Genomic DNA, 21,783 nt, shown 5'->3' with positions numbered 1-21,783 from the left:
CCGGCCTCCTGTCCGGCTGACTGCTGACTGGCTACTGCCGACTGCCGAGACGAGGGTAACATGGCCCGCAAAGGCGAAAACCGACAATTGATCACCCTGGGCTGCGTCGATTGCAAGGAGAGGACCTACAACTCTAACAAGAATCGCCGCAACGACCCGCAGCGCCTTGAGCTTCAGAAGTTCTGCCCGCGCTGCCGCAAGCACACCCTCCACAAGGAGGTCAGGTAACCAATGCTGCAGCAGACCGGGACCCCCTCAACCCGTGGCTTCAGTGTCGTGCGCCTCTTTAACGAGGTTACCGGCGAGCTGCGCAGGGTGACCTGGCCTACGAGGGAAGAGACCTTCCGCCTGACCATGATGGTCATCGCGGTCTCGGCGGTCATGGGTGTGTTCCTCGGCGGCGTGGACCTGGCGTTCAACAGGCTCATGGACTGGTTCGTGGGGCTATAGCGTAATGGCTGCAATTGCTGAAACGCCGGTGCGGTGGTATATCGTACACACCTATTCCGGACAGGAAGACAGGGTCAAGAAGAACCTGGAGCTCCGCATAGCCTCCATGGATATGAAGGACAAGATCTACCAGGTCGTTGTTCCCACCGAGGAAGAGGTCGAGATCAAGGGCGGCAAGCGCACCTCTGTATCACGAAGAGTCTTCCCGGGTTACGTCATCGTACAGATGAAGATGGATGATACGAGCTGGTACGTTGTGCGGAACACCCCGGGTGTGACCGGGTTCGTTTCCGCAGAGGATGAGAACGACAAGCGACCCAAGCCTGTGCCTCTCGAGGAACGCGAGGTAGAGGCGATTATGAAGCAAATGGAGTCTTCCAAGCCGAGGCTCAAGTCCGGCCTGGAGAAGGGCCAGACGGTGAGAATCGTCGAGGGGCCGTTCCAGGACTTCATGGGTATGATCGACGAGGTCTACCCGGACCGCTCCAAGGTCAAGGTGCTCGTGTTGTTCTTCGGCAGGGAGACGCCCATCGAGCTGGACTTCCTGCAGGTTGAAAAGGCTTAGGCGATTAACCGGCAAACTGTAGCCCGCCCCGATGTATCGGGGCACAAAAGCAGGCGCCTGCATCAGTCAGGCAGTACTCGAAGAATGCAAGAATCGGGGTAGAGGGTTGGCCAAGAAAGTCAAAGCGATAGTAAAGCTACAGATCCCTGCCGGCAAGGCAACGCCTGCGCCTCCCATAGGCCCGGCGCTAGGCCAGCACGGCGTTAACATCATGGCCTTCGTGAAGGAGTACAACGAGCGTACAGCCTCCCAGGCCGGCCAGATCGTCCCCGTTGTGCTGACGATCTTCGAGGACCGCTCGTTCACCTTCGAGGTCAAGACGCCGCCCGCCTCTGAGCTTCTGCGCAAGGCTGCGGGAATCGAGAAGGGCAGCGGCAAGTCCAAGACCGACAAGGTGGCCACGCTCACCTCGGCCAAGGTGCAGGAGATAGCAAAGACTAAGCTCCCAGACCTGAATGCGGTGGACGTTGAGGGCGCCGTCAAGATCATTGAGGGCACAGCCCGAAGCATGGGCATCACGATCACGAAGTAATCTCAAATCACCTCACATTCGTGAGGGAGGCCGAACGGCCGGGGCTCCCATAGAGGGCTCAGCAAGGACATGGACAAATGGCAACACTGACGAAGCGATACAAGGCGGCTGTCGAGCAGCGCGAGGACAAGCGGGAGTACACTCCGCAGGAAGCTGTGGAGATCGTCAAGAAGATGGCGACCGCGAAGTTCGACGAGACGATTGAGCTCCACATCCGCACAGGGGCCGACCCCCGCCAGGCGGACCAGCTGGTCCGCGGGGTGGCCGTGCTGCCCCACGGCGTGGGCAAGGTTGTGCGCGTCCTGGTCTTCACCGACGGCGAGGCGATTTCCGTGGCCCAGAAGGGCGGCGCGGACTTCGTGGGCGCAGACGACCTGATCAAGAAGGTGGAGGGCGGCTGGACGGAGTTCGATGTGGCCATAGCCACGCCGGACATGATGGGCAAGATCGGCCGGCTGGGCCGCGTGCTCGGCAGGAAGGGCCTCATGCCCAACCCCAGGACTGGTACTGTCGTGCCGCCGGAGGCTATCGATCGCGCGATCTCAGATGCCAAGAAGGGCCGCGTCGAGTACAAGCTTGACCGCACCGGCCTTATGCATCTTCCCATCGGCAAGGCCAGCTTCGAGGCGAACAAGCTTGTCGATAACCTCTCGATGGTGATGGACGCGATCGTGCGGTCCCGCCCGAGCGGCATCAAGGGCCAGTTCATCCGCTCTGCGTTCCTTACAAGCACGATGGGCCCCAGCGTAAAGATGGACGTGAACGCCGTTACGAACATGAGAAGCGAATAGTTTCCACCGGCGACCCCGTGTAAACGGGGTCGCCTTCTGTTGCCGCAGACAGCGGGTTTCCCATAATGGGACCAAGGCCAACGCGCCCGCCGAGGCTTACGGAGAATTTGTTACACTGCCCAGGGCCGCTTTGCGCGGGCCGGGGCAGGCTTAATTCCCCGGGTCTGCGGACCGCGGGGATTTTGTTTTAATAACGAGGTGAAAAGTGCCGACACAGAAGAAGGCCGAAACAATACAGGAGCTTGAAGAGCTTCTCAAGAAGAGCACCATCGTCATCAGCGCCGATAACACCGGCGTGACAATGGAGACGGTGACGTCGCTCCGCAAGACGCTCAGGCCCAAGGGCGTCCGGTACCAGGTTGTGAAGAACACACTGGCATACCGCGCGGCAGACAGCACGGGCAAGGCAGCGCTCAAGGAGATCATCCAGGGACCCACCGGCCTGATCATAGGCTTCGGCGATCCCGTGGAGCCGGCCAAGGCGATCACGGACTACCTGGCGAACACCCGCACGAACCTGAAGCTCAGGGGCGGTGTGCTGGGTACAAGGAGCCTGACGAACGATGAGATCAAGGCGCTCGCCGAGCTCCCTTCCAAGGACGTGCTGGTGGCGAGGCTGCTCGGTCAGATGAACGCGCCGATCACAAGCCTGGTGTACGTGCTGAATGGGCCGATAGCCGCCCTGGCGCGCGTCCTGAACCAGGTTGCAGAGGCGAAAAAGGCGGCAGAGGCCGCCCCTCCTGCCGCGCCCGCGGCCGCCGAGGCGCCTGCAGCGCCCGCCTAGAGTGGGCACAACTTAATAGCGTGTGGATATCCGGCCCACAGGGCCGCAACGAGTCGATAGTCTAGCAAACCAAGTAAAGAAACACTGGAAGGAGTCCAGACAATGGCCACGAAGCAAGAGATTTTGGAAGCAATCAAGGGTATGACGGTTTTGGACCTGGCCGACCTGGTCAAGGAGCTTGAGAAGACCTTCGGTGTGAGCGCCGCCGCGCCTGTCGCGGTCGCCGCCGCCCCCGCCGCCGCCGCCGCCGGCAAGCCTGCTGCCGCCGCCGAGGAGAAGACCGAGTTCAACGTCATCCTGAAGGAAGTCGGCCCGAACAAGATCAACGTCATCAAGGCTATCCGCGAGGTAACCACGCTGGGCCTCAAGGAGGCCAAGGACCTGGTCGAGGGCGCGCCCAAGGCTGTCAAGGAAGGCGTGAACAAGGAAGAGTCCAACAATATCAAGACCAAGCTCGAGGCGGCCGGCGCCAAGGTCGAGATCCAGTAGTCCGGTCTTGCGAAAAGGCCCTGCAAGGGCTTTAATAGAGCAGATAGTCAAGCGGTGAAGGGGCGCTCCGATTCGTCGGAGGGTCCCTCGCCGTCTAATCAATTCGCCTTTCGCAGGAGAGTTGACAGTATGATGAAGAGGTTCAACCCGGGTAACCAGGGACAGAGCGGAATGCCTCCGCGACAGCCCGGCATGCCGCAGCGGCCGCCCCCTCCGCCGCCTCAGCCGGAGGGCCCGCAGCTTGTTGCGGTGAAGTGCAGCGTCTGCCAGCGCAAGAGGAACATCCCCAAGTCCGAGGCGCAGAAGGCGGGCGAGAACTACGTGTGCATGACCTGTATCGAAGAGGGCAGGGTGCCGAAGAAGTAGCGCCGAGTTGACATGGCAGAGAACAAAGAGCCCCGGGGATCGGGGCTCTTTGTGATTAAGGTTGCTTTCCCCTTACCCCACGTACGGGATCGTCTGCGGCCCTTGCGGCAACACGCAGATGCGGGCGGCGGCGCCGTGGCGGGCGAGCTCCTGGTGGACGGTGCGCTCGATGTTGTCCGTGGGCTCGATCTTGGCGAGGCGGACCTGCTCGGGGGTGAGGTACGAGGACTTGAGGAAGATGCGGGCCTTCTTCAGCAGCTGCGCGAGGATCTGGACCTGCCACTGGTCGTGGCGGTTGTGGCCGTGCGCGTTGATCATCTCCAACAGGCCGTCCGCGGAGTCGCGCTGCGAGAGGAGCTTCTTGAACTCGCCGTGTTCCGGGAGGCCGTCGCGGCACTCGGCGGCGCAGATGATCGTGCCGCCTTCCTTGACGATCTGCGCGGCGGCGGACATGCCCTTGACTGCCTGGTAGAGGTTCTGGTCCAGAGGGTAGCCGCTGTTCGTCGTGATCACAATGTCGAACGGCTTCGGAACGGACTTCATTGCCCAGCGTTTGGCGGCGTTTCGAGCGGCCTTGTGCACCTCGAAAAGCTCACCGGCGTAGACGCTCGTGATCTTGTGCTCGCGGTTGATCGTCACGTCCAGGCTGAAGTCCACGCCCGTCTGCTTTGCGATCTGCCTGATGCCGGTGTGAATCGGATTGTCCTCGACGATGCCCCAGACGGACTTCGGGCTGCCGATCATCTCCGCGTTGTGCAGCCGCATGATCGTGTCGAACCCCGCCAGGCCGGGCGCAACCATCTTCGGCCCGCCGCTGAAGCCGGCGAAGAAGTGCGGCTCCACGAAGCCGGTCGTGATCCTGAAGTCAGCCTCGACGAAGTGGCGGTTGAGCCAGATGGGGATGCCGTCAGGCGTATCGCCCGTGTGCACCAGGTTCGCCTTGTCGAAGGCGCTGTGGTTGACGATGCGGTAATTGCGCGCGACCTCGGGGCTGAGCATAGCGTCCAGCTCCTCCGCAGTCTGCGCTCGGTGCGTTCCGGCGGCGATGAGGATGGAGATATTCTCCTTGGGCAGATGGGCCAGCTCCCCCAGCAGGACCGGCAGGACGACCTTGGACGGGAAAGGGCGCGTGATGTCGCAGACTGATATCGCCACCTTCTGGTTGGGCTTGACGCTCAGCCGGAGCGGCTGCTTGCCGATTGGGTTGCGAATTGCGTTCTTGAGCGCGCCGCGCTCGTCCGGCAGGCCCGGCAGGTAGGTTGGCTCTATGACGGTGGTTATGGCGTCCGGGAGCTCAATTTTGAGGCCGCTGGCGCCATAGGCGAGGTCGACTTGCATTGGAGCTCCCGGGAGGTTAACCGCAGATTTCGCAGATTGGACCGTATTTTTGTAGCTTGCACGATTCATCGTGCCTGCCTTGTTCGCCTGTGGCGCCTGTCGGCAACACAGGCCCCGATGCATCGGGGCGGGCTACAGTGGATAATATCCGGCGTGCCTACTTGGCCGCTATTATTGTCTCGCAGAGCTTGCAGGCCTGCATGAGCTCCGGGATGTTCACGTACTCGCGGATTGTGTGCATGTTGTAGTCCGCCATGCCCATAACCACCGCGCTGATGCCCTTTTGCCAGAAGACGTTGGCGTCGCTGCCGCCGCCTGACGTTCGGAAGTCGGGAGTGAGGCCGATCTTCTTCAGCGCGTCCGTCACCAGCCTCGTCGTCGGGTGCTCGGGCTTGATGCGAAAGGTGTCGAACTTGGGTGTGAAGACCGTCTCGAGCTTCGCCTGCGGGTACAGCTTCTGCACCTTGGCAACGGCGTCCTTGACGTCCAGCTTCAGGTTCTCCAGCGTCTCCAGGTCCGTGGTGCGGAACTCGCCCTCGATCCTCGTGTTCTCCGGCACGGTGTTGCGCGTGGAGCCGCCCTGGATAAGGGACACGTTGAACGTCGTCTCCGCGTTGAGGCGGCCCTGGGGCAGGCGGGTGATGATTTCCGCGGCGATGCGGATGGCGGGGATGCCGTTCTCCGGCTCTATGCCGGCGTGGGCTGCCTTGCCGGTGATGATGATGTCGTACGCGATGTAGCTGGGGCTGACGGAGGTGATACGGTTGACCGGCCCCTCCCGGTCGAAGACTATCGCCTGCTTCGACTTGATTTTCGAGAAGTCCAGGTTGCCCGCGCCCTGAAGGCCCGGCTCCTCGGCACGGGAGAGGACTACCTCCAGCGGAATCGTCTTCTTGCCGTCTTCCTTCATCGACTCAAGCGTCTCGAAGATGATCGCCAGCCCGGCCTTGTCGTCGCCGCCCACAATCGTCGTGCCGTCGGAGACGATGCGGTCGCCGTCCACCTTCGGCTTGATGCCTCGGCCCGGCTCAACAGTGTCGAGGTGGCCGGAGAGCATGAAGGGATTGGGGCGGCCGTCGGAGGCGATCAGGTTGCCGTAGCTGTCGGCGACTACCTTGAATCCCAGTGACTCCAGCTTCTTCGTTGCCCAGGCGGCCATCGCGTCCTCTTCGAACGAGGGGCTGTCGATAACGGCCATCTCGCAGAAGGTCTTCACTATTCGGTCTCGGTTAATCATCGGGTCTCCTGTGTCGTTTTGGCGAGAGGATGCTACTTCTTGGCTGTGATGGTCTTCTGGCGCACCGTGCGCTGTTCGAGGAGCTCGGGGTCCGGCTCCGGCAACTTGCCGGTGGACGGCTTGAAAGTCAGGCGCGGCGTCAGCTCGTTCTCCGGCTTGGACAGGTCGTCCGTATAGAACCGCTTCGAGGGGAAGAGGTCGCCCGGGTACGTGAAGTTTGGGAGCGTGGCGAGCTCAACGCACAGCGCGCCGCCAAGGGCGCTCTCGAGCATGCCGCCCACCCACACCGGTATGCCTGCGTTGCGGCACATATTGTGCACTTTGAGCGCGTTGTAGAAGCCGCCGATGCGTCCCGGCTTGATGTTCACGTACTTGCATGCGCCGATAGCGATGGCCTGCTCCACGACCTTCGGGCTGACTGCCGACTCGTCAAGGCAGACGGGCGTCTGGATCTTCCGGGCCAGCTCCGCGTGGTCGAGGATGTCCGCGAAGTACAGCGGCTGCTCGATGAAGACGAGCCCCAGGTTGTCGATCGCCTTGAAGAAGGGCAGGTCGTCGAGCGAGTACCCGGAGTTGCAGTCTATGTGGAATTTCATCTTCGGGAAGGTGCTCGTCACAGCCTTGAGCATATCCAGGTCCCAGCCTTTCGCCACTTTGAGCTTGATGCGCGGGAAGCCGGTGTCCACGGCCTTCTGGATATTGCCCAGGAGCATGTCGATGGAGTCCTGAATGCCGAAGTCCGCGCCCGCCGCGACCTCTCGGGTCTGGCCGCCCAGAAGCCTGTGGAGCGGCTTGCCTTCGATGGACGCCTGGAGCGTCCACCACGCGATTTCGATGGCCGCCTTCGCGAAGCTGTTGCCCTTGAAGATGGCCAGCCTGTCGTTGATGTCCTTGGCCTTTTCGTACTCCTGCCCAACGACGTGCGGGCCGAATATCTCGGTCACGTTGTAGAAGACCGAGCCCGCGCTCTCCGGCAGGTATGTAGGAGCGAAGAAGGGTGTAGACTCCGCCCAGCCCACGTGGTCGCCGCTGGTGGCCTTCACAAGCACGGAGTGGATGTCATAGTCGGCGCCGTAGGCCGTGCGCCAGGGGTAGATGAGCGGCATCGCAACGTAGTAGACGTCCAGCTTATCGATTCGCATTGTGTCTCCTTGCGAGAAAGGGCGGGGCGAGGTACGCCTCAGGCATTATACATCCGAGACGCCCCGAAACCGAGACGCCTCAAAAACCGAAACACCCCGGAGGGTCGACTCTACGGGCGCCACTCCATCACGCGCGGGGTCTCCCACGGGATGTGCCGCGCCAGGTCGTCGCGGACCGCGATGAACTGGTTGGCAATGACCTCCATGCCGTTGAGCTGTGACCCCGACGAAATCTTCCCCGTCTGGCGGTAGACGATGGTGTACCCGGCTTCGTCCACAACTTTCTCAACGAGCAGCTCTTCGACATCCAGCTCGAAGATGATCGCCGGCTTGGGGATGCCGCACTCCCGCTGGAGCAGGTCTGCGTTGGCGAAGTACGCCGCGTACGTCAGGAAAAGGCCGGTGTTCGTCCTGGGCAGGTCGGCGGTGCCCTCGCAGGAGGTGAAATGCGCCGTCGCCAGGGCGTGGCGGTCGATGAACTCCACATCGCCGTAGTAGTCCCGCGTGAGGTGGTACGCAATGAACCCCGCCTGCCCGCTCATCATTGGGACAGGCCCCGAGAAGTGTCCGCGCACCGCGTCCATCGTGTCGTACATCGCCTCGGTCGTTGCGATGTCGCGTAGCTGTGTGCGGTTCGCCTGTGAGAACCAGGAGTAGCGCTCCACGGGGAGCCCCTGGTTGTGCTTTCCCACCTCCCAGATCGGCATTGCGCTGGATCCGAACTTGGCGAACCAGATAGAGCCCATGACGTGCAGCGCCACCATCCCTGCGGCGGCGTACACGCGCATCTCGGTGTTTTTGATGCGCGGAAGCGGCATCACCGCGAGTACGGCGATCAGCGGGAATAGCGGCACGGTGAAGCGCGCGCCCTCCATCCAGTCTCCCCCGGAGAATACGATAAACCCGAGGTACGCCGGCACGAACGTCACGATGAACAGGCCGCCGACGTACGGCGCATCTTCCCTGCGGGCGCGGATGAAGATATCTATGCCTGCCCAGATGGCGGCGAAGGGCATGAGGGAAAGGGGAGGCGGAACGAGCGACGACGCGGCGTAGGCAAGCCCGTCCACCATGTAGTCGAGTGGGCTGCCGGATATCTTGCCGTTGACCGGCTGCGGCAGGAGGTCGCCGTTGAAGTATGCGTACCGGAACACCGCCAGGACCAGGCCGCTGATCGCGGCCGCGATGCCGATATGCATGAGGCGGTCGCGGGTCTGCGCGTAGAACGGCACCTGCGGGCCGGTCAGGGTGAGCGACTTCCATGCAAAGTAGCTGAACGCGACGGCTATGACGCCGCCGATGACGAACACTGTTTCCGGCCTGACGGCGACAAACAGAGGCATGAAGACGATCACGCCAATTGGGACCCCGCCCTTTTGAGGGGCGTCCAGGTAGCGGACACAGTGGTATACGAGCGCGGTGAAAATGACCGCGGCGAGCGTGGTCTCCAGCCCGCCCGTGGACCAGTAGGCGAAGAACGCGGTGGTGGCTGCGATCAGGCCGGCCGCGAGGGCCAGCCACCGGTTGACGTACCGCAGGGCAAGCGCGTAGGCGTACAGCAGGGCCAGCGCGCCGGCGATCAGGGATACGACGGGCGCGACGCTCGGCACCGCCTTGCCGGGGGCGACGAGGGACGCGGCGGCCAGGACGACGACATGCAGGATGCTTGAGGACTGCTCCAGCCTGTCGCCGTTCAGGTTGACGATCTCGCCGTCATCCTTGAGCGTGTGCGCCGGCCAGAAGGTGATGAAGCCGTCGTCGCGCCCCGCAGAAGGGAATAGGAGCATCGCGAGCGTGAAGAGGACGATGATTGGGACAACGGCGGGCCAGTGGCTGCGCGCCGCGCTGGTTATTCGCTGCAAGTGGAGCTCCCGGGGACAGCAGTGAGCAGTGGGCAGTGAGCAGTGGGCAAGGCTGAACAGCCGAGCCCTGTTTTCGCATGTCCTTGTCTGACTGCTCGCTCGCCTGCGCTGGCTTCGTCCATTCTATGAGGTTGGTATGGGGTGTCAAGCACGCCCCGTGGTGGCTGTGGACGAAGCCGCGCCGGTCGAGTAAACTACCCGCCGAGCCCGATTGACAATAATGGCCGCTTCGGCGTACCTGCCGGACGACCCTCTGAGGTTAAGAGGATGGTCGAAGATATCACTACCGGCGCGTATTCCCCCGTTACCATGATTCGCGACATGGCGCATGCCGACAGGCCGCGCGATCGGCTTATGACCGCCGGGCCGGGAGCGCTGAGCAACTCGGAGCTTATCGCAATACTTCTGCGAACGGGCGTGGAAGGGGAGAGCGTGCTCAACATGGCCGGGAACCTGATTGCGGAGCATGGGGGACTCGGCGGGCTGGCGCGCGTCACGTACGGCGAGCTTTGCCGCAGGAAGGGGATCAGTGAGGCGAAGGCGTGCCAGCTGCTCGTGGCGTTCGAGCTAGGAAAACGCGTGGTGGCGCTAAGCCCCGAGGACAGGAAAATCATCCGCTCGCCGCAGGACGTTTCGAACCTCCTCTCCGCGGAGATGAGGTTCTTTGAACAGGAGCACCTCAGGGTCATGCTCCTGACCACGAGGGCCGAGGTGAAGGGCTTCGTGGAGGTCTACAAGGGGAACGTGAACATGGCCGTGCTCCGGGTCGCCGAGGTGATGCGTCCCGCCATCCGCGAGAACTGCCCTTCGATCATCATCGTGCACAACTACCCCTCGGGCGACCCCTCGCCGAGCCCCGAGGATATACTGGTCACAAGGAAGCTCACAACAGCCGCGCAGATGATGGACATTGAGGTGCTCGACCATATCATCATCGGCGGCCAGAGCTTCGTCAGCCTCAAGGAGAAGGGGCTGGGATTCACGCCGAAGCCTTAGGCCGAAGATCATGGAATTACTCAGTGGGAGGTGGCTTATGGTGCGGGGACTCAAGAAGCTGGGGCCGATTGCATCCGAGGTGCTGTTCGAGAACGATAAGGTCCGTATCTGGCAGCTCACGGTTGAGCCGGGAGAGGCCAGCCCGTGGCACAAGCACGCGCGCGACTATGTAACCGTGACCATCGAGGACGGCGGCATCACCGCCGAGTACGAGGACGGCGCCGTCCTGGACTTCGAGCCGGAAATAGGCGAGGCGGAGTTTCTGGATGACAATCAGCCCCACCGCCTGGTCAACAACTCCAAGAAGCGCTACAAGAACATCCTGGTGGAGCTCAAGGAGTAGACTGGGCAGGCTGCTCTGAGACGCTCCAGCCCCATATATCTCCGCCGCGATGCAAGATTTGCCTCATCGACTCTTCATCCTCAAGGAGCGCGTCCAGCCTCGCCTTGCCACCCCGCGTAGTGTAATGGCGCATCACGCTCACATCCACACCCAGGATGATGAGGTTGCCGCTAGAACGCTCTATAAATGGCGGCTCCTGAGGGATGTCCCGTTCAGGCTCGGGGCTGCCGAAGGTCCTGCGCAAGGTAAGGCCGGAGCCGCTCGGAACGTGCGTAACGAAGGCGAACCCTGCCCAGAGCTCGGGAGATTCAGGATAGGCAAACCTGACTGCCAGATCTTCTCCCACCATAAATTTGTATTTGTCCGGCCACGCGTAATAAGCGGCCATGTTCCACTCAGGGGTTAGCATGGACATGGGGTTCACGGTAGGTATCGGAGCAGGCGGTGGAGTAGGGTAGGCCGGTGGTGCGGATATAGATATATTTTCCTTGACTCGCACCCCCAGGGCTACCTCCACGGCCTCCCATAGCAGGTTGCGAGTATCTTGCAAGTCGGGATGCGCTCCGAACTCTACCCGGAAGGGACAGCCGTGGATGATGCGCACTTCTTGCGATCCCTGGGAAGTCCGCAACTGGAGCCGTATCGTTGGGTGCTGGTCCCTGATCTCAGTGGTTGTTGTTCCCAGTTCAAGTATCCCCGCACCCGGGCGGCAAAAGTAGGTCTGGTCCGTCGGCCTCGGAGGCATCCGGTTGAATATGCGCGCCATATCATCGGCGGTCTCACGGTCGGTCACCTCGGCCGATCTTCGCACGCCGTCCCAAGAGACGTAATCGATACCGATCGAGTTAATATTGGACGGAAGGTATGAGTCCGTGGGCCTCGGGCGGAATATGTCTCTTTCAACGGATATGGCAATAGTCAGAGGTAACCGTCGTGAGGAGATGCTGGAAATCAGCGTGCTTACCTGGACGGTTGTATCAGGCTTATCCGTCTTGAAGAACCGGGCAGACTCGAATTCTCCGTACGGGGTGCGGCCGGACGATCCGCCCTTGCTTAGATAGCCCGCCTCTGCCATCCGCTCCCGGTACCACGCGTGCACATTGGGCGCGTAGCTTTCTGTGGAGAAATACCTGTGGGCCCCCTGGATGGTCGGGCAGTCGGTACCGCTGCAGATGTCTGATGGCGTAGAGGTTACAGGCCAGTAAAGTGGCGCGGTCAGGCTCTCTTCGACTGCGTTGGGGTAAACAGGGATTGTTGCCATGATTGAGGCCGGGACAACATGCTCAGTTGGAGGGCCGCCGCATTCCAGGTAGTTCAACGCGTCGGAGCAGTCGATCTTGCTTTACGGGGTGTCCGTTCTTTCCGGGATATCCGAAGGTGCGGCGGCGGGGGAAGCCGCGCAGCCCAGGGTTAAGAAGAGCGCCAGCAATGTAACGAGAGCAAGCGTTATCTTAGGCAAGGTGTGTGTGTTTCCGGGCTGCGCGGATAATAGTAAGACGTTTTATCAGTCAAAAAGGTTCCATCGTCTGTGGTATGACCAATCGGTTAACAGCCGACCGCTCATCAGGTTTGCCTCATGCCTCGGCACAGGCTATGATACTGACCGATGTAAGTCCACGACTTCGTTTCACAGATTAATACGTGAAGAGGCGATATGAAGATCCTAGTCATGGGCTCGGGTGCGGTCGGCGGCTACTTCGGCGCGGTGCTGCACAGGGCGGGAAACGACGTGCGCTTTGTCGCGCGCGGGGAGCACCTGAAGGCGATCAGGGAGCGCGGGCTGAAGGTGGAGAGTGTCACCGCCGGCGACTTCACTATCAGGCCGGAGGCATTCGAGAGGCCGGACGGCTCGTGGAAGGCGGACCTGGTCCTCTTCACCGTGAAGGGGTACGACAACCCAGTGGCAATCGACATCATGAGGCCCGCGGTGGGCGAAGGCACCTCGATTCTCACGCTCCAGAACGGCATCGGCAGCGGCGATGCGCTGGGCAAGGCATTCGGGAAGGGGAAGGTGTTGCTCGGCGTGACGTACGTCGACGCCAGCCGCAAGGACGCCGGTTTTATCATCGAAGAGGGCGGCAATTGCAATATCATATTCGGCGAGGAGGACGGCAGCCTGTCTCCGCGGGCTACGACCGTCAATGAGGCTCTCGCGGCCGCGAAGATAAACGTCACCCTCTCTCCCAACATCATGTTCGAGCTCTGGAAGAAGCTCATCTACATCTGCGGTCTCAGCGGCATGACATGCATCACGCGGTCGCCGCTGAAAGACATACTCGCGGAGCCCAGGACGCTGGACGTTATGCGCGAGGTGATGCGGGAGGCGGTTGCCGCTGCGAAGGCGAAGGGCGTGGAGATGGAGCCGGGCTACGTCGAGGGCATCATCGCGAAGTGGATCGCGACCGGCGGGAAGAACACCTCATCCATGTACACGGACCTCATCCGCGACAACCCGATGGAGGTCGAGGTGCTGAATGGCGCCGTGGCCCGCATAGCCCACGAGATGAGGGTGCCGGCGCTTGGCAACGAGTTCATCCTCGCTTGCCTGCTGCCCCAACACAAACGCGCGATGGCCGCGCGGAACAAGTAATCCAACATTCGAGGTGGCGCAATGCCGTATTTCTACAAGTCGTCCGCTGTCCCGAAGCGCGAGCTCATAAAGGGCGCGACGCTGCGCACGATGTGGGGCGACAAGATAATGATGAGCCTGCTTGAGACGGACCCCCATTCCGTTATCCCTATCCACACGCACCCGCACGAGCAGGCGGGCATTGTGATGGAGGGCGAGTTCGAGATGACCATCGGGGATGAGGTCAGGCACATGAAGCCTGGGGACTGCTACGTCATCCCGGGCGGGGTGCCGCACGGCGTCAAGGGGTACTCGATGAAGGCCGTGGCGCTTGATATCTTCTCGCCGCCGCGCGAGGAGTACAAGCCGGAGACGAAGAAGGTCACGTCAGAGTGGAAAGAGGTCAAGAAGTAGATTTCGGCGCGGATGGTGGGAACACTGCGCCGTGTGCAGCCGGCCCCACGGCGCTCCCATTTCTGCGTCAAGGACCGGGAGCGGCCATGCGGGGGCGGCCTTGATGCCCAGCGTATGAGACCAGCGCTCAAGCTCGGGTGGGATCTGAATGACCACATCGAACAGCGGTGTGGCGTAGATGGCCATGGAAAAGGGGCGGCGACGGGCAACCACCTCTAGCTCATAGCCGGAAGAGCCGGCGGGCGGCCTGAAGTGCACCTGCGCGTAGCCGCCACGCCGCTTTATGAGGTCGAGCGCGTCGCAGGTGATCAGGACTTTCACGACGCACCTCCCGTTGGGCTAAATCGAATTCCCTAGTCGGTTTACCTCTCCTGAATCCATTATTCGCAACGTATGGCGGATTTCGCAATCGGCGTTTCGTCTACGTATAGAAAACAGTGAAGGCGTTCGTTTTGAACGCCTTCACTGCCTTTCGCCAAAGTCTATAGTCCCCTGGGACTACTTTCCGAAGCGGACCGTCGCGTTGGGGTCGCTGTAGGTCACGCCCTTGGTGGCCCAGAAGATCTCAGCGATCTTGTCCACCTTCTCAACGAGCTTCTGGGCGGAGTCCGGGTCCACGTTCTGCTTGTTTGCGGAGGCGAGCTTGGTCGTCTCCCACACCAGCGTGTGCAGGTCCGGGTACTTCGTCAGGTGCTCGGGCTTGAAGTAGTCGTGCCAGAGGATGTCCACCTCGCGCTTGCAGATCTCGGCGTGATGCTCCTTGACGGCGATAAGCCTGGTCATCGTATACGCCTGCGCCGCGTCGCCCGTGGGCGAAGAGAGCGCCTTGATCCGCATCGCCATCTTGTGGACGGTCTGCGCAGCTATCTTGGCGACGATGGGGTCGTATATACCGCAAGGGATATCGCAGTGCGCGTGGCCTTCCCGCACCGGCAGGACTCGCCTGATTGCAGCTCCGATTCGCATGTTGGTCTCCTCCCTGGTTGCTTTCAAAATTGGTCAACTAAAGGTTACAGTACCATAGATATGATGGCAATGTGCGGCTGATAGGGGCGCCTACCGGCCGCCGTTCAGGAACTGGGTGAGAAGTGCCTGAAATCGCTGCGGCGACTCGCGGTGGGGGGCGTGGCCGCACTCTTCGAAGAGCTCGAAAGAGGCGTTCCTTAGCGTTGCGGCTATCGTTCTCCCGTAGCGGTGGGGAAAGTACATGTCGCGCTTGCCCCACACAACGAGCGCCGGCACGGCGATGCTTCCGAAAGAGGCGACCGCCGGGTCGGAGAGGCGGATATCGAGTCTGGGGTAGGGCAGCGGGCTCCTGAGGACGTTGAGCTTCACCCACACTGCACCCACGAGCGCCTGGCCGAGGACGGTAAGCCTGCCAAGGCCCATCGGGGCCACCAGGGTCAGGCTGGCGACGGCCTCTGGGAACTGCGACGCCATTTCAAGGCAGACGCGTCCGCCGAGAGAGTGGCCGACGAAGTGGGCCTTGCGTATGCCGAGCGCCGCCATGAAGTCGCGAATGCAGTCCGTGAAGTGCGGAAGGGAGTACCTGGGGAGAGACTTGTCGCTCTCCCCGTAGCCGATCAGGTCCGGGGCGTATACGCTGTACGAGGCGGCCATGGCCGACAGGGTCTCCTCCCAATCGCGCCGTGTGCTCGCGCCGCCGTGGATGAAAATGACCGCCTCGGCGAGGCCCTCGCCGGCCTGTGAGTAGCGCACGGGCCTTCCGGCGAGGGTTACAGTGCTGTGACGGACGGTGGTATCTGCCTGGTGGCCGGTCGTCAATTCGGGATCTCCGTGCTTCGAAGTCCAGCAGTGCGCCTTTCAACCGTATTTGGAACTGCCTGTGTTGTCAACGGGTCACGGCCTATGAGAATGCCTCTTGAAATCTACGTTGTGCGCGGGCACAGCATGCGGCCATCGCTCCGCGAGGGCGATGTGCTCATCGTGCGTTCCCTGCGTCCGGGCGCGCGCCTGAAGCGCGGCGACATCGTAGCGGCGCTGGACCCTCGGGAACGGACCAGGAGGACTCTCAAGCGCGTGATAGGCCTATCGGGGGAGGAGATTGCGCTTGTGGACGGCGAGCTGCTGGTAAACGGAGCGGCGCTGCCGGAGCCGTACCTGAGGGGAGGTCCACCTTACCTGGGGGAAGGCGGGCTGCGCCTGCGGCTGGGCGCGGGTGAAGTCTTTCTCATGGGGGACAACCGGCTCCAGAGCACTGACAGCCGGGACTACGGCCCGGTCCACGTCGCGGATGTGCTGGGTCGGGTCAGGTGGAGGTTATGGGCGGGAAAGCCGCGTTCCGGCGCAGGAGCGTCGCCAGCTAGCCGGCCTTGATCCACTGGGCAATTTCCTTGGCGTGGTAGGTGATGATCATGTCCGCGCCGGCGCGCTTGATTGCAGTGAGGATCTCCGTAGTGACGCGTTGACCGTCCACCCACCCGTTGGCGGCGGCGGCCTTGACCATGGCGTATTCGCCGCTCACGTTGTACGCGGCAATGGGTGCGTTGAAGGTCTGCTTGGCCTTCGCAATGACGTCCAGGTATGCCAGAGCAGGCTTCACCATGACCATGTCCGCACCCTCTGCCAGGTCCTGGTCAATTTCGCGCATCGCCTCGCGCACGTTCGGCGGGTCCATCTGGTAGCCGCGCCTGTCGCCGAACTGCGGCGTGGAGCCCGCGGCGGTGCGGAAGGGGCCGTAGAAGCCGGAGGCGTATTTGGCGGAGTAGGCCATGATGGGCGTGTGGCCGAAGCCTGCCGAGTCCAGCGCCTCGCGGATGGCGCCGACCTGCCCGTCCATCATCGCCGAGGGGGCGACAATGTCGGCGCCCGCCTCGGCCTGGCGCACCGCCGTCCTGGCCAGGAGCTGGAGCGTCCGGTCGTTATCCACGTCGCCACTCTCGAAGAGGACGCCGCAGTGGCCGTGGCTTGTGTATTCGCAGAGGCATACATCTGTGATGACCAGGAGATGCGGCACCGTCTGCTTGATGACGCGAATCGCCTCCTGGATGATTCCCGCGGAGTCGTAGGCTTCCGTGCCCTCGGCGTCCTTGCTCTTGGGTATGCCGAAGAGGAGCACGCCGGGAATCCCCATCTCGGCAACCGATTCGCACTCCCGGATGAGGTGGTCCAGCGATAGTTGCTGCACGCCGGGCATGGGCTTGATATCCGCTCGCACGTCGCGGCCGTGCGTCACGAACATAGGGTTAATGAGGTCGCCCACCGAAAGGCGGGTCTCCTGGACAAGGGTCCGGATAGCCTGGTTTTTGCGGAGCCTGCGCTGCCGCAGTTTCGGAAAGCTAGCCATTTCTAGCGGCCTCCGCCTCGACGAAATGCTGTCTGATAGCATCGACCAACCCTCGAATTGTCTGGTCCTTGCCGACGATGTCAACCCTGAGCCCAAGGTCGCGGGCGGCGGCCGCGGTAACGGGCCCAATACAGGCCACGAGCGGCGCTCCCAGCTTCGTAATGTCCCCACCCAGCAGGTCGACGAGGTTTCGGACCGACGAGGAGCTTGCGAAAGTCACAACGTCCAGCGGGGCCTCCATGGCCCTGTTAAGCCGCTCGGCGGCGTCTGCCGGACGCACGTTTCTATAAATGACCACCTCCTTGACGGAGGCGCCTGCGGATGTGAGCCCGCGGGATATGATATCACGGCTCTTTTCCGCCCTGGGAAATAGAATCTTCGCCCCGGCAATGCCCATCGCGACCAGTGTGCCGACAATACCCTCGGACGCCGCATCGTCCGCCACGGCGTCGGCTACGATGCCCTTCGCGCGGAGGGCATCTGCCGAGGATGATCCGATAGCCGCTATCTTCGCCGGGCCGAACGCCCTGGCGTCCCGGCCTCCTGCGCTGAGCCGTTCGAATACGATGTCGATGGCGTTCACGCTGGTGAAGACCACCCAATTGTAGCCCGCCAGTCCGGCAAGCTCACCATCCACCTCGCAGAAGTCCTCGACGGGTTGTATCTCGATTGTCGGTATCTCGATGGGCTGAGCGCCTTCCCGGGAGAGTAGATCGGAAAGCACGCTGGCCTGCGAGCGGGTGCGCGTCACAAGCACGCGCTTGCCGAACAGCGGGCGGTTATCAAACCACCGGAGCCGCTCCCGAAGCTTCACGACTTCGCCGACGATGGCGACGACGGGGTTGGATATGCCCGCGGCCGTTGCGATTTCGATGATATCAGCCAGCGTCCCCGACACGGCCTTCTGGTAAGGCTCGGTGCCCCAGTAAACCAGTGCTATCGGCGTTTCCGGTGGGGTGCCTGACGCAATGAGCCCGGTAGTGATCTGCTTGAGGTTCTCCCAGCCCATGAGGATAACTGCAGTGCCCTTGGGCTGGAGGACGCGCTTCCAGTCAACGGAGGGGTCGTCCTTGCCAGGCGCTTCGCTGCCTGTCACGATGGTCACGGATGTGGATATCCCGCGGTGCGTGACAGGTATACCGGCGTACGCCGGCGCGGCGATGGCGGAGGTTATCCCGGGCACCACCTCGAACGGCAGGCCAGCCTCAACGAGCGCGAGCACCTCCTCGCCGCCACGCCCGAAGACGAACGGGTCGCCGCCCTTGAGACGCACCACGGTCTTGCCTTCTCTGACGTGGCCGATGAGAAGCTCATTGATGTCCGGTTGCCGGTTCTTCTTGTCGCCCGGCGCCTTACCGACGTCTATCAGCTCTGCGCCGGGCCGCGCCCTGGCTATCAGCCGCTCGTCCACCAGCCTGTCATACACAACCACATCCGCGCGCGCCAGCCACTCCATGCCCCGAACGGTGATGAGACCCGGGTCGCCCGGGCCGGCGCCGACGAGCACAACCACGCCACGCGCGGGCCTGGCGGGGTACGGGGTACGGGGTTCAGGGTACGGCATTAAAGGGGGGCCGCTCAGATGGCTTTCGGTCATGGGGATATGATACCAGCCCGCACCATGCCTGAGTTAGCTCAAGGAACATGCGATGGTAGTACGCATGTGCTACAAGCGTCATTGAAATCAGGAGGGCGCAATGGGCAGGCTGAAGCCGATCGATGAGTTTCATTCCCTCGCCGCAGGTATGGTGGGCAGGCCTGTGCTACACGCCTGGCGCGGTCTCGGAACGGCAATAATACTTGAGTTTGGCCGGCCCCGGTCGCGGAAGCCCGGCGTATCGAAGGGCGACGGCACGGCGATGCTGGAGGGCGAATGGCGGGTTGAGGAGGGAAGGACAATAGCCTTCAGCAGCGCGAGCGGCGAACAGCGAATACGGAACGGCATAGGGTCGCTCGTGGGGCTGAAGGTAGAGGGAGTGGAGGTGCAGGGCAGGCTGCCGGAGCTGGTTATCGCGCCGTCCGGCGGAGTCTGGGTCACGGCTTTTACGCTATTGGAAAGGCACCCGCAGTGGACACTCTACATACCGGACGGTAGCTGCGTGACTTCAAGGAGCGGCCGTGTGGAGATAGACAGGGGGGTGAAGACGGGCGCGGCTTAGGAGAGGATCTCTTTTGCGCCGTTGTTCAGGAGGTCTTCGGCGATGCGACGGCCGCCGTTGGCGGCATCCCGGGCGCTCCAGCGGATACGCGCGCGGAAGATGCGCGAGCCGTCTGGCAGGGCTGCCATGGCGGATATGTGGACCATTGAGCCTTCCTGGCGGGCGTGAGCGGCAACGGGGACCTTGCAGCCTCCGCCGAGGGCGCCCAGGAAGCTTCGCTCCGCTGCAAACGCGTTTGCCGTGGGGCCGTGCTGGACCTTGTTCAGCATGTCCAGAATCGCCGTGTCGTCTGCCCGCGCCTCGGCGGCCAGGATGCCCTGGCCCGAGTCAGGCGTGAAGAAGTCCGCTTCGAAATACTCCGTGATCTCGGAGTTTCTTCCCAGTCGCGCTAGCCCTGCTGCAGCGAGCACGACTCCGTCGTAGTCATCCCCCCCGGACTTCTCTATGCGCGTGCCAACGTTGCCCCTGATTTCGAGCAGGGTCAGGTCCGGCCTCTTGATACGAATCTGGGCCATCCGTCGCGGGCTGCTGGTCCCTATACGGGCGCCCGGCGGGAGTTCCAGGAGTTTGAGACGCCACTTGTTGATCAGCACGTCCCTCGGGTCGCCACGCTTGCCCACGGACGTGACGCCCATGCCCGCAGGGATTTCCGGCGCCAGGTCCTTGGCGCTGTGGACTGCGACGTCTATCTCGCGGGCCTCGAGGGCGCGCTCAATGTCTTTCACGAACATGCCGCGGCCGAGGCTGAGTAGGGGGGCGTCCTTCTCGCGGTCGCCCTGAGTGGAGATTGGGACGACGACGAACTCGCAATCGGGGTAAGCGGCGCGAAGCAGGGCCAGCACCTCTTCCGTCTGGGCCAGCGAGAGGGGACTGGGACGCGCCCCGACCCTTATGGTGGTCCTGGAGCTCATTTGAGGGCTTCCCACATCTTGCATTTGTTCTCCGTGCAGTCGCACACAGCGCCCTGCAAGAGCTTCTCCATGAGGATGGCGCGCGCCTCGGCGTACCGGCCGGACTGGACCATTTCGATAAGGTTGTCCGTGAGGCACGCCTGCCAGTGGTCCGTCAGGAGCTTGATGCCCTTGCGCGCCAGCTCCGACCGGGCGTCAGCCAGGAGCGGCGCAAGGTCCGCGAGGTCCATAATGTGGCGGGCAGTTTTGAGCCTGCTCACGCCGGTGAGCTCTTCCCTGAACTTTCGTGCCAGCGCCGGGCTCGCGCCGCCCGTGGAGACGGCAACAATGACCTCGCCGCGCTTGACGACGGCCGGGGCTATCCAGGTGCACAGGTGGGTAACGTCCGCGACGTTGAGGGGGACGTTGCGCTGCTTTGCTTCTTCGCTCACCGCGGCGTTCATCGCATTGTCCCTTGTATCTGCGACGATCGCAATCAACGCGCCTTCAAGGTCGCCGGGCCGGTACTTGCGCTCTATCCACCGGAGGCGCTTGCCGTCCACGCGCTCGGCGACAGGGGTGGTTACCTCCTGGGAGATTACGTCCACCTGTGCGCCATACTCGAGCAGCTTGAGGACCTTGTCCTCTCCTACGTGCCCTCCCCCGAATACGACGCAACGACGGTCTCTTACGTCCAGGTATACGGGATAGTATGCGGGCATTCGGCGACCTCAGATTGCGTTACGATGGATTCAAGGTTAACAGCGCCCATATCTACAGTCAACGAAACGGGCACGTATATTTAACATAATAACCCAAAACGCGTTGTAGTCGTATAGCTACTGTGTTATAGTGGTGGATGGCAAAAGGGGGGTATCCCGTGGAAGACGCCCGCAAGCTCTTGCTTGAGGCCCTGGACAGGGCCATCGCGGACAAGAGGGTGATCGAGGCTATGACCCGGGTTCCCAGGGAGTTTTTCGTGCCGGAGGAATACCGGCACATGGCGTACGAAGATTCCCCCCTTCCGATCGGCTACGGGCAAACGATCTCGCAACCGTACATGGTGGCGATCATGCTCCAGGCGCTTGAAGTGCGACGCACCGACCGGGTGCTCGAGGTGGGCACAGGCAGTGGGTATCAGGCCTCTCTGCTGGCTGAGCTGGCAGGAGAGGTCATCACAGTCGAGAGGGTCCCGGCGCTGGCCGAGACAGCCCGCGCCACGCTTGCCCGGCTGGGTTACTCCAGCGTCCGCGTCGAGCCGGCAGGCGAAATTGTGGGACGGTCTGAGGACGCGCCGTATGACTGCATTGTGGTCGCGGCGGGTGCGCCGAAGCTGATGCGAGGGCTCATGGACCAGCTTGCCGTCGGCGGTCGGCTTGTGATGCCTGTCGGCTCGTCGAAGTCCCAGGAGCTGATGAAGGTAACAAGGTCACGAGAAGCATATTCGGTCGTGGGGCTTGGAGAATGCAGGTTCGTGCCGTTGATTGGCAAGGACGCATGGCCGGACGAGGGCAGCGCGCAGGAATCCTGACGTTCCATCAAAACGACT

27 protein-coding genes are annotated in these 21,783 nt (G+C 62.3%); 15 read left to right on the top strand and 12 right to left on the bottom strand.

From position 1 onward, the window contains the following. Nucleotides 1–60 precede the first annotated feature (60 nt). From rpmG to FJ319_03145, 8 genes are all read left to right on the top strand, one after another. On the top strand, nt 61–228 hold the full coding sequence (rpmG, locus tag FJ319_03180; GenBank protein ID MBM3933298.1) for a 50S ribosomal protein L33: 168 nt from the start codon (nt 61–63) through the stop codon (nt 226–228). 3 nt (nt 229–231) lie between these two features. Next, entirely contained in the window at nt 232–450 is a 219-nt protein-coding gene (gene secE / locus FJ319_03175) for a preprotein translocase subunit SecE (GenBank protein MBM3933297.1), read from the top strand. A 4-nt stretch (nt 451–454) separates the two neighbouring features. Then, the gene (gene nusG / locus FJ319_03170; protein MBM3933296.1) at nt 455–1,015 is read left to right on the top strand and encodes a transcription termination/antitermination factor NusG; all 561 of its coding nucleotides are present in this window, start codon (nt 455–457) and stop codon (nt 1,013–1,015) included. Nucleotides 1,016–1,121: 106 nt separating this feature from the next. Then, nucleotides 1,122–1,547 carry a 50S ribosomal protein L11 gene (rplK, locus tag FJ319_03165; GenBank protein ID MBM3933295.1) on the top strand — a complete coding sequence of 142 codons (426 nt, stop codon included), beginning with the start codon at nt 1,122–1,124 and terminating at the stop codon, nt 1,545–1,547. 77 nt (nt 1,548–1,624) lie between these two features. After that, a complete protein-coding gene (locus FJ319_03160) occupies nt 1,625–2,338 on the top strand; it encodes a 50S ribosomal protein L1 (protein ID MBM3933294.1) in 714 nt (237 codons plus the stop codon). A gap of 205 nt (nt 2,339–2,543) precedes the next feature. Next, nucleotides 2,544–3,122, top strand: coding sequence for a 50S ribosomal protein L10 (locus FJ319_03155; protein ID MBM3933293.1), 579 nt, complete (start codon nt 2,544–2,546; stop codon nt 3,120–3,122). A gap of 102 nt (nt 3,123–3,224) precedes the next feature. Continuing rightward, complete coding sequence (locus FJ319_03150) at nt 3,225–3,611, top strand: 50S ribosomal protein L7/L12 (GenBank protein MBM3933292.1); 387 nt, start codon at nt 3,225–3,227, stop codon at nt 3,609–3,611. Nucleotides 3,612–3,740: 129 nt separating this feature from the next. Further along, nucleotides 3,741–3,977 carry a hypothetical protein gene (locus tag FJ319_03145; protein MBM3933291.1) on the top strand — a complete coding sequence of 79 codons (237 nt, stop codon included), beginning with the start codon at nt 3,741–3,743 and terminating at the stop codon, nt 3,975–3,977. Between the two features lie 72 nt (nt 3,978–4,049). Here FJ319_03145 and larA read toward each other — a convergent pair whose 3' ends face one another. From larA to FJ319_03125, 4 genes are all read right to left on the bottom strand, one after another. Further along, nucleotides 4,050–5,315, bottom strand: a complete 1,266-nt coding sequence (gene larA / locus FJ319_03140; GenBank protein MBM3933290.1) for a nickel-dependent lactate racemase — start codon at nt 5,313–5,315, stop codon at nt 4,050–4,052. 157 nt (nt 5,316–5,472) lie between these two features. Beyond that, nucleotides 5,473–6,552, bottom strand: a complete 1,080-nt coding sequence (locus FJ319_03135) for a M20/M25/M40 family metallo-hydrolase (protein MBM3933289.1) — start codon at nt 6,550–6,552, stop codon at nt 5,473–5,475. Between the two features lie 32 nt (nt 6,553–6,584). Next, complete coding sequence (menC, locus tag FJ319_03130; protein ID MBM3933288.1) at nt 6,585–7,694, bottom strand: o-succinylbenzoate synthase; 1,110 nt, start codon at nt 7,692–7,694, stop codon at nt 6,585–6,587. Nucleotides 7,695–7,804: 110 nt separating this feature from the next. Further along, nucleotides 7,805–9,556: a hypothetical protein gene (locus FJ319_03125; GenBank protein MBM3933287.1), complete on the bottom strand. Its 1,752-nt coding sequence runs from the start codon at nt 9,554–9,556 to the stop codon at nt 7,805–7,807. 309 nt (nt 9,557–9,865) lie between these two features. Here FJ319_03125 and FJ319_03120 point away from each other — a divergent pair, with 309 nt between their 5' ends. Both FJ319_03120 and FJ319_03115 read left to right on the top strand, forming a co-directional pair. Then, nucleotides 9,866–10,552 carry a JAB domain-containing protein gene (locus FJ319_03120; protein ID MBM3933286.1) on the top strand — a complete coding sequence of 229 codons (687 nt, stop codon included), beginning with the start codon at nt 9,866–9,868 and terminating at the stop codon, nt 10,550–10,552. A gap of 37 nt (nt 10,553–10,589) precedes the next feature. Continuing rightward, a complete protein-coding gene (locus tag FJ319_03115; protein ID MBM3933285.1) occupies nt 10,590–10,895 on the top strand; it encodes a cupin domain-containing protein in 306 nt (101 codons plus the stop codon). Here FJ319_03115 and FJ319_03110 read toward each other — a convergent pair. Continuing rightward, nucleotides 10,885–12,156, bottom strand: a complete 1,272-nt coding sequence (locus FJ319_03110) for a hypothetical protein (protein ID MBM3933284.1) — start codon at nt 12,154–12,156, stop codon at nt 10,885–10,887. The two genes, FJ319_03115 and FJ319_03110, sit on opposite strands and share 11 nt — an antisense overlap. A 393-nt stretch (nt 12,157–12,549) precedes the next feature. Here FJ319_03110 and FJ319_03105 point away from each other — a divergent pair, with 393 nt between their 5' ends. Both FJ319_03105 and FJ319_03100 read left to right on the top strand, forming a co-directional pair. Beyond that, the gene (locus FJ319_03105) at nt 12,550–13,485 is read left to right on the top strand and encodes a 2-dehydropantoate 2-reductase (protein ID MBM3933283.1); all 936 of its coding nucleotides are present in this window, start codon (nt 12,550–12,552) and stop codon (nt 13,483–13,485) included. A gap of 21 nt (nt 13,486–13,506) precedes the next feature. Continuing rightward, on the top strand, nt 13,507–13,878 hold the full coding sequence (locus FJ319_03100; protein ID MBM3933282.1) for a cupin domain-containing protein: 372 nt from the start codon (nt 13,507–13,509) through the stop codon (nt 13,876–13,878). Here the strand turns inward: FJ319_03100 and FJ319_03095 are convergent. The 3 genes from FJ319_03095 to FJ319_03085 all read right to left on the bottom strand — a co-directional run bounded on the left by FJ319_03095 (nt 13,852) and on the right by FJ319_03085 (nt 15,663). Then, entirely contained in the window at nt 13,852–14,199 is a 348-nt protein-coding gene (locus FJ319_03095; protein ID MBM3933281.1) for a hypothetical protein, read from the bottom strand. The genes FJ319_03100 and FJ319_03095 overlap by 27 nt on opposite strands. A 177-nt stretch (nt 14,200–14,376) precedes the next feature. Then, the gene (sodN, locus tag FJ319_03090) at nt 14,377–14,844 is read right to left on the bottom strand and encodes a superoxide dismutase, Ni (GenBank protein ID MBM3933280.1); all 468 of its coding nucleotides are present in this window, start codon (nt 14,842–14,844) and stop codon (nt 14,377–14,379) included. 90 nt (nt 14,845–14,934) lie between these two features. Further along, nucleotides 14,935–15,663, bottom strand: coding sequence for an alpha/beta fold hydrolase (locus tag FJ319_03085; GenBank protein MBM3933279.1), 729 nt, complete (start codon nt 15,661–15,663; stop codon nt 14,935–14,937). An 84-nt stretch (nt 15,664–15,747) separates the two neighbouring features. On the opposite strand from FJ319_03085, the gene lepB reads away from it, so the two are divergent. After that, complete coding sequence (gene lepB / locus FJ319_03080) at nt 15,748–16,215, top strand: signal peptidase I (GenBank protein ID MBM3933278.1); 468 nt, start codon at nt 15,748–15,750, stop codon at nt 16,213–16,215. On the opposite strand, the gene hemB is transcribed toward lepB, so the two are convergent. Both hemB and cobA read right to left on the bottom strand, forming a co-directional pair. Beyond that, nucleotides 16,202–17,185 carry a porphobilinogen synthase gene (gene hemB / locus FJ319_03075; GenBank protein MBM3933277.1) on the bottom strand — a complete coding sequence of 328 codons (984 nt, stop codon included), beginning with the start codon at nt 17,183–17,185 and terminating at the stop codon, nt 16,202–16,204. The two genes, lepB and hemB, sit on opposite strands and share 14 nt — an antisense overlap. Then, nucleotides 17,178–18,749 (bottom strand): uroporphyrinogen-III C-methyltransferase, encoded by a 1,572-nt coding sequence (gene cobA, locus FJ319_03070; protein MBM3933276.1) that lies wholly within the window; start codon nt 18,747–18,749, stop codon nt 17,178–17,180. The genes hemB and cobA overlap by 8 nt, the downstream gene beginning before the upstream one ends. Before the next feature lie 133 nt (nt 18,750–18,882). On the opposite strand from cobA, the gene FJ319_03065 reads away from it, so the two are divergent. Next, nucleotides 18,883–19,344, top strand: a complete 462-nt coding sequence (locus FJ319_03065) for a hypothetical protein (GenBank protein MBM3933275.1) — start codon at nt 18,883–18,885, stop codon at nt 19,342–19,344. Here the strand turns inward: FJ319_03065 and hemC are convergent. Both hemC and FJ319_03055 read right to left on the bottom strand, forming a co-directional pair. Beyond that, entirely contained in the window at nt 19,341–20,279 is a 939-nt protein-coding gene (gene hemC, locus FJ319_03060) for a hydroxymethylbilane synthase (protein MBM3933274.1), read from the bottom strand. The two genes, FJ319_03065 and hemC, sit on opposite strands and share 4 nt — an antisense overlap. After that, nucleotides 20,252–20,956 carry a bifunctional precorrin-2 dehydrogenase/sirohydrochlorin ferrochelatase gene (locus FJ319_03055; GenBank protein MBM3933273.1) on the bottom strand — a complete coding sequence of 235 codons (705 nt, stop codon included), beginning with the start codon at nt 20,954–20,956 and terminating at the stop codon, nt 20,252–20,254. The genes hemC and FJ319_03055 overlap by 28 nt, the downstream gene beginning before the upstream one ends. A gap of 137 nt (nt 20,957–21,093) precedes the next feature. Here FJ319_03055 and FJ319_03050 point away from each other — a divergent pair, with 137 nt between their 5' ends. After that, nucleotides 21,094–21,765: a protein-L-isoaspartate(D-aspartate) O-methyltransferase gene (locus FJ319_03050; protein MBM3933272.1), complete on the top strand. Its 672-nt coding sequence runs from the start codon at nt 21,094–21,096 to the stop codon at nt 21,763–21,765. The last annotated feature ends 18 nt before the right edge of the window (nt 21,766–21,783 follow it).

Source organism: SAR202 cluster bacterium (genome assembly GCA_016872355.1).
In the GTDB taxonomy this organism is placed as follows: Bacteria; Chloroflexota; Dehalococcoidia; order Lucifugimonadales; family VGZY01; genus VGZY01.
This window is presented reverse-complemented; position numbering and strand designations above follow the sequence as displayed.